Origin of the sequence: Paenibacillus sp. UMB7766-LJ446, from assembly GCF_030226665.1 — a bacterium.
Classification (GTDB): Bacteria; Bacillota; Bacilli; order Paenibacillales; family Paenibacillaceae; genus Paenibacillus; species Paenibacillus vandeheii.
Genome location: NZ_JASOYM010000004.1, coordinates 665,637 through 679,185 on the forward strand (window position 1 = coordinate 665,637; position 13,549 = coordinate 679,185).

The following is a 13,549-nucleotide window of genomic DNA, read 5'->3' on the forward strand; positions in this document are numbered from 1 at the left end:
TCATGATAACGATTAAAGATGTAGCAAGGTTAGCGGGTGTCGCAAGTTCAACCGTATCCTGTGTACTTAACGGCAAGAAATATGTAAGTGAGCACACAAGACAGAAAGTACTTGCAGCGGCAAATGAGCTTAATTACATCAAGCATGGAGCCGCATCCGAATTAAAGCGAAAAAATACACAAACCATCGGTATTATTGTTCACGATATGTCCGTCCCCTATTTTTCCGAATTGGTCAGTGCGATTGAATCCGTCGCCATAAGTCAGGGATATGACCTGATCGTATGCAGTTCGTTAGGTGGAGATCGATCGACAGCCGCACGCTTCATCAGGGAGAGAAGGCTGGACGGCGTGATTGTAATCGCTGAAAATATTGAAGATGAATTGTTGCTGCAGGCTGCTGACACGGAATTTCCTATTGTTGTGATGGATCGGGAACTGCACAGTGAACATATAGTAAATGTTCTGATGGATGATGAGCAGGGTGGTTATATGGCAACCCGTTTCCTGCTGGATAAAGGGCACCGTGCAATAGCGTATATCAGTGGACCTTTAAGTTCGGAGTGCAATTTGATGCGATATCAGGGTTATTTGAGAGCTATGCATGAAGCAGGAATGGAAGAGAATAAGAATTGGAGATTAGGCGGACAATTTATAAAAACAGGCGGCTACAACGCAGCCAAGATGTTAATGGAAGGAGAACTTCCAACCGCGGTCTTTTTTGCAAATGATGAAATGGCCATTGGAGGCTTGCAGGCATTTAAAGAAAATCAGGTCTCCGTACCTGAAGATCTATCCATTATCGGTTTTGACAACATACATTTATCCGAATACCTGAATCCACCGCTTACCACTTTTCGACAACCCAAAACAGATGCCGGATCCCTTGCCGGACACGTATTATTTCAAATGTTAAAAGGTGAGGCTGTAGAATCGACTTATAAGGTCAATATACAGTGTGTCGAACGTGACTCTGTTTCCTGTTATTCTATAATGAAAAGCTAAAAAGGCGGGTCTGCTCATGTCCGTGAGAAGCAAAAAAGTAATCAAGGCACCACAAGAGCTGGAACGTGCACCAGACAAGCAAGGAAGTTTAAAGCAGAACGGGTTATCCGTCATTAAATTTTGTTTGCACACACAAGGGACAACAGGTTCCTATTTTCTGAAAGATCACATGTTGCTGTTCGTCATATCTGGCGTGTATACGGTTCGATTCAAGGATCAGGAATACACCTTGCGCAGTAATGAAATGGTTTTTCTTCACAAATCCATTCGAATTGATTACATAAAGTCGGGAGAACTCGGCTCTGAATTCATGCTGGACTACATGATGTTTTTCCTGAACGAAAATATGCTTGAGGAATTTGTTCAGTTCTCTGGTTTCAAACCGACAGAGATCGTAAATGAGTTCATTCCAGTATCCGTTATTCCGGTCAATGAGCTCACTCGCTCTTATATAACGTCATTGAAACCCTATTTTGAAACACCGGAAGAGGTAAATGACGGGCTGGTACGGATCAAATTCATGGAACTCCTGTTTCATCTGGCGAATGCCAATGAGCATTTCTTACAGCAACTCCTGCAGCCGAATCATGATATAAACAGTAACTTCGGCAAAATGATAGAGGAGAATATCACCAATCCCATATCCATAAGTGATCTGGCTTATTTGTCCGGCAGAAGCCTGTCTACCTTCAAAAGGGACTTTCAGGCTGTATACCATACTTCACCTCTGAAATATATTCGTAATCAGAGACTGGATAAAGCCAAAAAACTGCTGGCAGAGACGTCTCTGTCTGTCACGGATGTCTGTTTCTCAACAGGTTTCGAAAACGTTGCCCATTTTTCCAAAGTATTCAAACTTCAGTTTGGGCTTCCACCGTCGGAGTATAGGCTGCAATGCAAGCACAGTGAGGAAAATGTAAAATAAGCTCATCTGGACCTCTTCAGCCTTTAAAAAAGATAGTTATGGTTATATAACGTTATTGTGTAAAGCGCTTCGCGATAAAATGTCGTGAAGCGCTTTTTTGTTTATCTATAGAGACAAATGGGCTAAATAAACAAATCAGATGAACTTAATAGCAAAGAAACGTATCTCTTTTCTTGTTATTCTTGACTCATGGGTACGACGTTGTAGCAACCAAAAAGACTGAGACTGAGGAGAGGATTAACTAATGGAATATGTCAAATTAGGAAATACAGGTATGGATGTATCTCGGCTTTGTCTTGGCTGCATGGGTTTTGGTGAACCAGGGCGTGGATTTCATCAATGGGTATTGGATGAGGAGAATAGTCGTCCCGTGATTCAAAAAGCCTTGGAGATCGGCATTAATTTCTTTGATACAGCAAATGTATATGCAAGTGGAACAAGTGAGGAGATCCTGGGGCGGGCTCTCAAGGACTATGCAAATCGGGATGAAATTGTCCTTGCGACAAAAGTGTTTTCCCGCATGCATGATGGTCCGAATGGCGCTGGACTTTCTCGAAAAGCAATTATGAGTGAGATCGACAAGAGCCTCAAGAGACTGGGTACCGATTATGTGGATCTGTATCAAATTCACCGTTGGGACAACCATACCCCGATCGAAGAGACTATGGAAGCATTACATGATGTGGTGAAAGCAGGGAAGGCAAGATATATTGGCGCTTCTGCCATGTCCGCATGGCAATTCCAAAAGGCTTTATATGTCGCTGAGAAAAATGGATGGACCCGATTTGTATCGATGCAAAATCACTATAATCTGATCTACCGTGAAGAGGAAAGGGAAATGATGCCTCTTTGTCAGGAAGAGAAAATTGGTGTGATTCCATATAGTCCGCTTGCTTCTGGTCGACTGACCAGAGATTGGGAGGAAACGACAAAGCGTTCTGAAACGGATCAGGTGCAAAAAGCAAAATACGATGCAACAGCCAGTACCGATCGGTTGGTGGTAGAGCAGGTTGCAGATATCGCAGAAAAACGCAGCGTTCCCCGGGTCCAAATCGCCCTTGCCTGGTTGCTGCACAAGGATCCGGTTACAGCTCCGATTATTGGCGCTACGAAGATATCCCATCTCGAAAATGCTGCCGAAGCTCTGGCGATTACGTTAACTTCTGAAGAAATTGCATGTCTGGAAGAGCATTATGTACCTCATCCGGTATATGGACTTAATGTTGGTTTTAAGTAATAGCAGTTGGCATGGCAGTGTATTTTTGGGCAAAATCCGTGCCTCGGCGAATCGCCGGTTTCAATTCAGAAGTATTGGTTCTGGGAGGAATACCCCAAAAAGGTGATGTTGTTCTATTAAAACCAGATATCGAACTGCCCGTTGGGACACCGATTGGTTAATAGAGCGTTTTGTCATATTGGTGTAACAGACAACGGGTAAGATGGCTATCGAGGTGATTGATTATGAAGAAAATATCAACAAAATCGAGTTGGCCAATCGGAAAAAATGTTTTACTCTCGGCTGTCATTATGCTTGCATTGGCTGGTTGCAGTTCTAATACAGCCTCTCCAAAACCATTGGAGGTTTCAGGGATGAACAGCCATCAGGAGGAGAAGGCAGCAGTTCCTTCAGAGAAAATGAGCTATTGGAATGAACAGCGGAAAGGGACAAATTTTATGAATTCCACGTCTCTTCCGGAAAACTATGAAGCGGCCAAGGATGAAGGCATAGCGTTCGTCCGGCTCGCGCCGGATAAGTGGAGCAAAGATCGGGATTTTTTGTTTAACGATCAGCCGGATAAACATATGAATGCAGATTTTTTGATCGGGAGCTCGGATAAGTACGAAGGTATCGTGGAAGCGGATTTTGCCCGTCTCAAAGCGGACCTGGATGCCGCCGAGGCTAAAGGGATGAAGGTTGTGGTTACAGTGCTTAGTTTGCCGGGAGACCGTTGACGACAGTTCAATGGAGCCAAAAATGATGATCGGATCTGGAATGATGTTGAATATCACAAGCAAGCTGCTCAGTTCTGGAAGGATCTTGCGACACGATTGAAGAATCATCCTGCCGTCATCGGCTATAACCTGATTAATGAGCCTCATCCGGAAACGGCAACGGGCTTCCACGACTTCTGGACACAGGATTATATGGAGTGGTATAGCAAAGTGGAACATACCGCAGCGGATCTGAATTCACTCTATGACACAATCGTAAAAGAGATCCGGACGGTTGACCAGGTGACCCCCATTATTGTAGATTCTGGACTCTATGCAACGCCTTGGGCCTTTACGTATTTGAAGCCGATTGATGATCCTAACGTGCTGTATGCTTTTCATATGTACGAGCCTTATGAAATGACAAGCCAAAACAAGAAAAAAGGATTTACGTACTCTTATCCGGGAAGTGTAAAGGTCGGGAATGACCAGACGGAAAAAGAATTTAACCGCCAGGCTCTCAAACAATTTGTCGAGCCAGTTGCCAAGTGGGCATCGGATCATGACATACCTGCGAACCGGATTATCGCTTCGGAATTCGGAACGAACCGAATGGTTCAAGGTGCAGATCGCTACATGGCTGATCTGATTTCTATCTTTAATGAGTATGGATGGCATTGGGCTTTCTACGCATTTCGTGAAGATACGTGGGACGGGATGGACTATGAATTAGGCAGTGAGAAGCCGAACTGGAAGTATTGGGATGCGATTGAAAAAGGGGAGCTGCCTGCCCGCAGTAAGGCAGATAATCCAATTTGGAATGAAATAAAGGGAAGCCTGACGAAGTGAACCCGTTATTGTGTTATTAACAGGCAAGCAGAGGAATTGTTAAAGGAGGTGCGTTCCTAGTAAAATAATCTTGTCAAAACATCCGTATCATGATATCGTTGATAACGATTATCAATATCAATGAAGAGGATGGGTTTATTTTGCTGAAACGAACTAATTCGATATTTCTTGTGCTTGCACTGATGGCCCTTCTCATAGTGAGTGCGTGCAGCCAGTCTGCAACGACGGATAAGGCGACTGGGACCAGTACAAATGCAGTTGCGGAGACAGGTACAACGACTGATGCAGCTTCAGCTGATGAATCAGGAGAAACCATTGCGTATCAATCGGATGCAGGAGAAGTACAAGTTCCTAAAAACCCCAAGCGCATTATCGATCTAACTGCATTTTCGACAGGATACTTTGTTGCTCTGGACGCTCCGGTAGTCGGGGCGCTGTCAGGTGCGATGGACAACAAGTACATTAAGGATCAGCTGACTAATAAAGGTGCAACAGATCTGGGTGAGAAGCCAACAGCCGAGCAACTGGTCAGCTTAAAGCCTGACCTGATCATCGTTTATACAGGTACAGAGGGAATCGATCAGTTCTCACAGATTGCACCTGTAGTACAGATCAAGTATGGTGAGCGCAACTATAAAGACCTCATGCTGGAACTGGGTAAGCTGACGAATAGAGAAGATGCGGCGAAAGACTGGATCACGAAATGGGAAGCACAGATTAACGAGCTGAAGCCGAAGGTGCAAGAGGTCGTAGGCGACCGCACAGTTTCGATTTTGAATCCATATACCAAGGGACTGTATGTTTTCGGCCATAATTTCGGTCGTGGCGGCGAGATCATCTATGGTGAATTTGGCCTTAAAGCCCCAGCCAAAGCTCAGACAGAGGCGATTGACAGTGGTACAGGTTGGGCCTCCATTTCGATGGAAGTGTTAACGGATTATGCCGGTGACATCATCTTCACCAGCCCGTGGTCGGGAGATACAAGCGATCCGCAGATTGTTTACGATAATGCTCTGTGGAAAAATCTACCTGCAGTCAAGGCAGGCAATGTGTTCCAGCTTGATCCGACATCCGACACATACAACGACCCTGTATCACTGGAAGGCCAGCTGAAGTTTATCTCGGACAGCCTTCTTTCGGTGAAGTAAGGTTTGTACCAAAGAATCTTCCAAATCATTTAGCAATACGCGCAGGAGCAACGTTGATAGTTTCCATTGCTCAGAACACGATTGTACAGAACTCACCAGAATGTTTAATTTTATCTATCAACTTCAATGGAAAGTCGCTAAAACAGCGGCTTTCTTTGTTTGTTTTTTGTCCTGAATTTCAGATCTCCACCATAGTTTCCAAAAGGAATATCCATAAAGTTATAATAAAGTGAAGTTCTTCTCATCCATAGACCCTTACCGGACAAATCAAAGCACATCCTGACAGGATCGTGGATACCCCTTCGTCTATTATTGAAATTAAGGAGTGATTAACCGTATGAACTGGATCGAATCATTACAACAAGCTATTCAATACATGGAAGATCACTTACTGGAAAATATAACTATCGAGCAGATATCGGCTCAAGCGCATATCTCTCCTTTTCATTTTCAACGTACATTTGCGTTGTTAACGGATGTTACTGTCGGCGAATATATAAAGCGGAGACGATTGACTTTGGCAGCAAATGATCTTCTGTTGACCGGTCAAAAAATCATTGATCTGGCGTACAAATATGGCTACGACACTCCTGAATCTTTTTCCAAAGCTTTTCGGAGACTACATGGAATTTCACCTAGTGAAGCACGTAAAAATAGTACCTCCGTCAAAGCGTATAATCGTTTGGTTATTCAAGTCAGTCTGAAAGGAGCAGAGCCCATGAATTACAAAATTGTTGAACATCCCGGAATGACGTTAGTAGGAATAAAGCAAACTTTCTCCTATGTAGAGGGTGAACATTTACGAGGAATCGGGCAGATGTGGCAAGAAGCCTACACGAGTGGTATGGAAGATCGTTTATTTGAATTGAACAATGATGGGATCAAAGGATTACTTGGTGTCTGTGTGGATCAGAGCGAAATCCAGGAGAAACAAATGGAATACTGGATTGCTACAGCCTATGATGGTAAAGTGCCGGAAGGGCTAGCCTCATTCACGATCCCTTCTTGCAAATGGAGTGTATTTGAAGTGCAAGGACCGATGCCCGAGAGCATGCAGAGCCTATGGAAACAAATTATTTCCGAATGGTTCCCTTCGAATCCATATGAGCATGCGGGTATACCCGAACTAGAAGTATATCCAGGTCCGGGTCACCCTCCGCAAATCTGGATTCCGATTAAATAAAGATGCTACATAGTGCCACACTGCGTTCCAGCAGTGCTCAGCCTGTTACGAAATGCCCCTGGAAATATTCCAGGGGCAATTTTATTTCTCTTGTTGCGATTCTTTCCCGGCGTTTGGAAGATGCAGGCTTTCATAAGCTTCCATTCTTCGGTGGTCTTCTGGCTGCGGCTGGATTCATCTGGTTAAATGAGCTGCCAATGCATCCGAACTATGTTACTCAATTACTTCTTCCGAGCTTGCTCATTGGAGGTGGCTTGGGGTTGATGTTGATGACAGCTACTCATGCCGTACTTGCAGGCATTCCATCGCAAGACTCCGGCATCGCCGCAGGACTTCAAAACACAGCCCGCCAGCTCGGCGGCGCGCTCGGAATTGCGGTACTTGTAACGGTGAAGCATATAGCGGCAGGGGGACAAACGAATCAAGGTGATATAACTGCAGCTTCACAGCTGGCCGGATATCATGCTGCTTTCCTGGCATGCGGCGTAATTAGCGGACTATCAGCTCTAGCTTCATTGTTTCTGCAGCGCAATGAAGACCAGTAATCTTCGGCCAATAAAAGACAAAAGGGCAAGCAATCATAAGCGATCGCTTGCCTTTTTTTGTTTCTAACTGGCAGGGATACAAAAATAAAATTGAACAAGAAATAACGCAATGATATAATCATTAGCGTTATCGACAATTCAACATAAAAGGTGTATACATTTTAATTCCTAATTTAATTGTACATCTGGAACTTTGATTTGTCAATGCTCTTTTTTATCCCAAAAAAAGGAATAAGGAGTGTGTTGGGAGAGATGGAAACGAAGGATTGGCGATTGGAACAGGAACGGTTGGAATGGGTAAGAGAGAAACTTCAGGCGAGAATTACCGAACTGGAGCCTGAGGTTGCGGGAATGCACGATCAGGCTGCGGACATCCGCAAGCGGTTTTGGGAAGAAGTTACGATTAACACAAGCACTCATGAAGATTTCGAAGAGACCTTTTACACGATTAACCAGCAGTCAGCGGTATTGGCCGAGCGGGAAAGAGGTCACAAGCGGTTGACGCAGCAATGGAATAGCATGAAACGTCTGCTCCCGTCTCCTTATTTCGGACGCATCGACTTCCAGGAGAAGGGTCTTGGCATCAGCGAGCAGATCTATATCGGGGTATCCTCTTTCGTCGACGAAGACGGCTTGAGCTTTCTGATCTATGACTGGCGTACGCCGATTGCGAGCATGTATTATGACTCCTCCCCAGGTCTGGCGTCTTATATGACGCCGATCGGACGAATCGACGGAACGATGGAGCTCAAACGGCAATTTCAAATTCAATACGGCCAGATTCGGAACATGTTTGATGCGAGTGAAACAATTGGAGACGACTTGCTGCAGCAGGTGCTTGGCAAAGGAGCCGACTCGCAAATGAAGAGTATCGTGGCAACCATCCAGAAGGAACAAAATGCCATCATTCGTGATGATAAAAGCCGGATGCTTATCGTACAGGGGGCGGCCGGCAGCGGTAAAACTTCCGCAGCCCTGCAGCGGGTAGCGTACTTGCTGTACAAACACCGTCAGACGATCAGTGCTGATCAGATTGTTCTTTTCTCACCGAATCCGATGTTTGCGAGTTATATCTCCACCGTCCTTCCGGAGCTCGGTGAAGAGAATATGCAGCAGACCACATTTCAAGAGTATCTCGACTATTGGCTAGGATCTTCGTTACGGCCAGAGGATGCCTTTGATCAGATTGAGTATGTACTGACTGCAAAAGGAACGCCAGGGTATGAAGCTCGTCTTCAGGGAATTGAGTATAAAGCTTCCGATGCTTTCCTGCACGCTTTGCAGAACTATGGAATATGGCTGGGTCGGGAAGGCATGCAATTCAACAGTATTCGGTTTCGGGACCACGATTTGATTACCGCAGAGCAGATCAGAGCAAAATTTTACGGTTATGATCTTTCCTTGCCACTGTCCAATCGTGTCGTTCTCTTGCAGGAATGGTTGCAAAATGAACTGACTATGTTGGAACGCATGGAACGGGAGGCGGCTTGGGTACAGGAAGAAATGAATTATCTCGACACCGAGCAATATGCAGAAGTGTTCGGAGTGCTGCATAAGGATAGGGAAGTATTCGACGTTGCGGAACAATATGCCAAAGTTCGTGAGATAATGAGCAAGATGCGCCGGCAAGATGAAGGGGACTTTGACTTTGCCGGGAAGGAAGAGGATATGCTCCGCCGGAAGATCGTGAAAGAAAGCTTTAAACCGCTAAGGAAAAGTGTGAGGAAATTCTCATATGTAGATGTCAAAGGCATATATGAACAATTGTTTGTAGACGAAGCTGCTTATAGGGAGAAAACAAATGGGGCGGTTACGCCCACGCTGTGGCCTGAGATATGTAAGCAAACGAGGGAAAGCATGCTCCGGAACGAGTTGTTTCATGAGGATGCGACTCCCTATTTGTATGTAAAAGAAATGATTGAAGGCATCCGGACAAACACGGAAATTCGGTATGTCTTCGTTGATGAGGGTCAGGATTATTCATCGTTTCAATATGAATATCTCAAAAAGCTGTTTCCACGTGCCCGTATGACGGTGCTTGGCGATTTCAGGCAAGCGATCTTCACACAGGCTACAAATTTGGCCGCAGCCGATTCACCCCTGATCCGCCTCTTTGGCGAAGCCGAAACCAATCTGATCTCCCTTGTACGCAGTTATCGCTCAACCAGAGAAATCGTTGAATTTACAAGAGTGATGCTTCTAGACGGAGATGAAATTGTACCATTTGAAAGAAAAGGCCAGAAGCCACTGTTGACGAATCTCAACGAAAAAGATGACCTAATTGCACAAATGGTGGCAAATATCGCTGCTCTAAAGGCAGAGGGCTTTGATTCCATTGCCGTCATTACGAAGACTGCTGCCGAAAGCCAGAAGGCCCATGAATCGTTACGGATTCAAGGAGGTGAAGATTTGCAGCTCATTACTAAAGAGACGTTCAACTTCGAAAAAGGCGTAATGGTCATTCCTGTTTATCTCGCCAAGGGTGTTGAGTTCGATGCAGTCTTGATCTACGATGCTTCGTCTGAGATGTATGGTCGTGACAATGAACGCAAGCTTCTTTATACGGCGTGCACGCGGGCTATGCATCGACTTCATCTGTACACGACGGGTGATTGGTCGCCTTTCGTGCAGGCATTGCCAGCGGATTTGTATGAGGAATGGAACTTCCATACATCGGAATAAACATGTCGGCATTGACGGAGGTAACCCAATAAAGAATCACACGAGTCGCCTTTCTGGCGACTTTTTTTTCATTTCTAATTAATCGTAGAGGTGAAATTTGATTAGCAACTTTCTTTGAATTATTTCCATATTGTTATACTCAGCATAATTATTATTATATGGGTGGACTAAGATTACAGTTATATAATAGGAATACGTACTATTAATTTTGGGACTTCTATTTATCGAAACATAGAGCCAGAAGTAAAGATTACATACATCAGTTCATAGAGGAGTTGAAATCATGTTAACCAGAATTAACTTGCAGGGAAGCTGGGAGCTTCAACTAGATGAACATAAACAAGGCGTTCAAGGCCCATTTGGCGACACTATAACACTGCCGAATACGACCTCTCATGCACGCAAAGGAAGAAAGACTGATGCGGCTCACATCGGGTCTTTGACCGATGAATATTCATATGAAGGCTGGATTTGGCTGAATCGGGAGATTGATATACCCGCAGCGCTTGCTGGCAAGAAATGCGATTTGTATCTGGAACGCACGCGCATAACCAAGTTGTGGGTTGATGCTGAAGAGTATGGAGCACAGGATAGTCTCAACACCCCTCATGTGTATAGCTTGCCTGAAGGGCTTTCCGAGGGGAAACACACCCTCACCATCCGGGTCGATAATACGGACTATCCGACGAAAGGCGGTCATCTTACATCCGTCGATACTCAAACCAACTGGAACGGAATTACCGGAAAGTTGGAGCTTCATTTTTACCACGAGCTGCACATGAGTGAGGTACAGATCTATCCCGATGCTAAAGAGCGAACATTCAGAATCGCAAGTACGTTATCACAATCCATACCAGGTACGGTACTGTCCGTTACTGCGCAAACCTTCAATCCCCTTTTAAAAGAGACTCATGGATATGTGCCTTCCGACAGAAATCATGCGGTGTTTGAGCAAACCTATCCATGCAACCAGAACGAGGTTAATGTGCTCTACAAGATGGGTGACGACGCATTGCTCTGGAGTGATTCGGACCCCAATCTCTATGTGCTGACCCTCACTCTGTTAGGGGAACAAGGAGATGTGCTGGATACAACTGAAATCATAACAGGACTACGAGATTTTGAAGCCAAGGGAGAGGCTTTTACCATTAACGGCCGAAAGACCTTTCTTCGTGGAAAACATGATGGTCTCCTATTTCCGCTTACGGGTTACGCGCCAACCGATGTGGAAGAGTGGCTACGAATCCTGAGCATTTCCAAATCATATGGCATAAATCATTATCGTTTCCATACCTGTTGTCCGCCGGAGGGAGCGTTCACTGCTGCAGATATGCTGGGTATCTACATGGAGCCTGAGCTTCCATTTTGGGGTACGATTACAGATGAACTTGATCCACAGCATAATCAGGCTGAACAGGACTATCTCATTCGTGAAGGCTTCGCCATGCTGAGGGCGTATGGGAATCATCCTTCTTTTGTAATGATGTCACTCGGTAATGAACTTTGGGGCAGTAAAGAAAGACTTAATGCCATTCTAAAAGCGTATAAAGCATTTGATCCACGCCATCTGTACACCCAGGGTTCAAACAATTTTCAGTTCACTCCGCTTATTCTGGAGGAAGAAGATTTTTACTGTGGCGTACGATTCTCCAAAGATAGACTTTTTCGCGGGTCCTATGCCATGTGTGATGCCCCGTTGGGTCATGTGCAAACGGATGTGCCTGGTACCCTGAAGGACTACGACGACATGATCTTGCCGGATGGGATGGTTTCGGAAAAAGAGGGAATTCAAGCAGCTGAATCGGAAATTCAGATTCAATATGGTACGGAAGCGAAGACCGTGAAAGCCGCGTCGGCTGAACAACAGCTTATTCCACATCTACCCGTCATATCCCATGAAATTGGACAATATGCCATGTACCCCAACTACGAAGAGATCGAGAAGTACACCGGGTCGCTGAAAGCAAAAAATTTCGAGGTGTTTCGTGAGCGATTGCAAGCCAAAGGAATGGCACATCTGGCTGAACCATTTTTCCAAAGCTCTGGCAAGCTTGCCGTAGCCTGTTATAAGGAAGAGCTTGAAGCGGCATTTCGATCCATTCATCTGGCAGGATTTCAATTGCTTGATCTTCAGGACTTTAGTGGACAGGGGACAGCGCTGGTAGGCATTTTGGATGCCTTCATGGATTCCAAAGGATTGGTTACGCCCGAGGAGTGGAGAACATTTTGCTCCGATGCCGTACTTCTGGCACGATTCGAGAAATACAATTACACTTCGGGAGAAGATTTTAATGCCCACATTCAATTAAGGTACTTCCGATCACAATCATTGAAAGGTCATACCGTGGAGTGGGAGATGCGTGATTCGGATCATCTAATTACATCAGGAACAGAAGAGATTCCCTTTATTGCTGGAGAAACTTGGTTTGAGATAAGCCCAATAAAGCTCAAGTTTCCTGCTGTGAAAAAGATGACGTCCATCGTTCTATCCCTGTATATTCCGGGTACCGATATCCGGAAACAGTATGAACTTTGGGTATACCCTGATCATGATGTGACAGCTATGGAGCATGACCCTATTTATAAGGAATTGTCCGATGAAGTTATTAATTTACTGGAAAAAGGCGAGAGCGTGCTGCTGCTTCCAACATTGGGAGTTAACGATAGTTCAGTCGAAGGTACATATTGTACCGATTTCTGGTGTTATCCGATGTTTCGATCCATCTCGGAAAGCATGAACAAGCCCGTTCCTGTCGGTACGCTAGGCTTGCTTATTGATAATTTGCACCCGGCATTGAAGCACTTTCCAAGTGAGACCCATTCCACTTACCCGTGGTGGCATATCGTCATGAACTCACGTTCTCTAATTTTGGATGAGGTATCCACGAATGTTCAGCCTTTCGTTCAAACCATCGATAATTTTGAACGTAATCATAAGCTGGGTCTGCTGTTTGAATGCCAGGTTGGAAAAGGGAAGCTGCTGGTTGGGGCGCTAAATTATGATGAATTGATTAACAAGGCGGAAGGGCGGCAATTACTTTACAGCCTAGCACAATATGTAAAAAGTGAAGAGTTTAATCCGGAAACCAAGTTAGGGCTGGAAGAGCTGCAGCGGTTGTTGGGCAAAAAATAGATTCACCATATTCAACGAGAAGTCTGTTCTCAGGAACTAACATTAAAACCCTTCAAGCTGTTTTTTCAGTTTGGTCTTACCCCTGTCAAGTAGACAGATGAAAAAAGCTATGCTGCCAGTGCGCATCGATATTCAATCGGTGCGCGCT

8 protein-coding genes and 2 pseudogenes are annotated in these 13,549 nt (G+C 45.0%); all 10 read left to right on the forward strand.

Translation table 11 applies throughout. From position 1 onward, the window contains the following. The first annotated feature begins 2 nt into the window (after nt 1–2). The 10 genes and pseudogenes from QP794_RS13915 (at nt 3) to QP794_RS13960 (ending at nt 13,401) form a co-directional block, all read left to right on the forward strand. Nucleotides 3–1,004: a LacI family DNA-binding transcriptional regulator gene (locus QP794_RS13915; protein WP_285077388.1), complete on the forward strand. Its 1,002-nt coding sequence runs from the start codon at nt 3–5 to the stop codon at nt 1,002–1,004. Nucleotides 1,005–1,020: 16 nt separating this feature from the next. Continuing rightward, on the forward strand, nt 1,021–1,929 hold the full coding sequence (locus tag QP794_RS13920) for a helix-turn-helix domain-containing protein (protein WP_285077390.1): 909 nt from the start codon (nt 1,021–1,023) through the stop codon (nt 1,927–1,929). Between the two features lie 244 nt (nt 1,930–2,173). Next, nucleotides 2,174–3,166 (forward strand): aldo/keto reductase, encoded by a 993-nt coding sequence (locus QP794_RS13925; RefSeq protein WP_285077392.1) that lies wholly within the window; start codon nt 2,174–2,176, stop codon nt 3,164–3,166. Between the two features lie 41 nt (nt 3,167–3,207). Next, a pseudogene (locus QP794_RS13930) lies at nt 3,208–3,327 on the forward strand (tRNA-binding protein); the annotation flags it as partial. 192 nt (nt 3,328–3,519) lie between these two features. Continuing rightward, a pseudogene (locus QP794_RS13935) lies at nt 3,520–4,710 on the forward strand (glycoside hydrolase family 5 protein). A gap of 140 nt (nt 4,711–4,850) precedes the next feature. Further along, nucleotides 4,851–5,858, forward strand: coding sequence for an ABC transporter substrate-binding protein (locus QP794_RS13940; RefSeq protein ID WP_285077394.1), 1,008 nt, complete (start codon nt 4,851–4,853; stop codon nt 5,856–5,858). 337 nt (nt 5,859–6,195) lie between these two features. Beyond that, the gene (locus QP794_RS13945) at nt 6,196–7,041 is read left to right on the forward strand and encodes an AraC family transcriptional regulator (RefSeq protein WP_285077396.1); all 846 of its coding nucleotides are present in this window, start codon (nt 6,196–6,198) and stop codon (nt 7,039–7,041) included. 2 nt (nt 7,042–7,043) lie between these two features. Then, nucleotides 7,044–7,586: an MFS transporter gene (locus QP794_RS13950; RefSeq protein ID WP_285077398.1), complete on the forward strand. Its 543-nt coding sequence runs from the start codon at nt 7,044–7,046 to the stop codon at nt 7,584–7,586. A 252-nt stretch (nt 7,587–7,838) separates the two neighbouring features. After that, nucleotides 7,839–10,268 (forward strand): RNA polymerase recycling motor HelD, encoded by a 2,430-nt coding sequence (gene helD, locus QP794_RS13955; protein ID WP_285077400.1) that lies wholly within the window; start codon nt 7,839–7,841, stop codon nt 10,266–10,268. A 283-nt stretch (nt 10,269–10,551) separates the two neighbouring features. Then, nucleotides 10,552–13,401: a glycoside hydrolase family 2 TIM barrel-domain containing protein gene (locus QP794_RS13960; RefSeq protein WP_285077402.1), complete on the forward strand. Its 2,850-nt coding sequence runs from the start codon at nt 10,552–10,554 to the stop codon at nt 13,399–13,401. Nucleotides 13,402–13,549 lie beyond the last annotated feature (148 nt).

Bases quoted from the DNA above. Each gene is read 5' to 3' on its own strand.
- QP794_RS13925 (WP_285077392.1), top strand. From the start codon at position 2,174: ATGGAATATGTCAAATTAGGAAATACAGGTATGGATGTATCTCGGCTT.
- QP794_RS13945 (WP_285077396.1), top strand. From the start codon at position 6,196: ATGAACTGGATCGAATCATTACAACAAGCTATTCAATACATGGAAGAT.
- QP794_RS13915 (WP_285077388.1), top strand. From the start codon at position 3: ATGATAACGATTAAAGATGTAGCAAGGTTAGCGGGTGTCGCAAGTTCA.
- helD (WP_285077400.1), top strand. From the start codon at position 7,839: ATGGAAACGAAGGATTGGCGATTGGAACAGGAACGGTTGGAATGGGTA.
- QP794_RS13920 (WP_285077390.1), top strand. From the start codon at position 1,021: ATGTCCGTGAGAAGCAAAAAAGTAATCAAGGCACCACAAGAGCTGGAA.
- QP794_RS13950 (WP_285077398.1), top strand. From the start codon at position 7,044: ATGCTACATAGTGCCACACTGCGTTCCAGCAGTGCTCAGCCTGTTACG.
- QP794_RS13960 (WP_285077402.1), top strand. From the start codon at position 10,552: ATGTTAACCAGAATTAACTTGCAGGGAAGCTGGGAGCTTCAACTAGAT.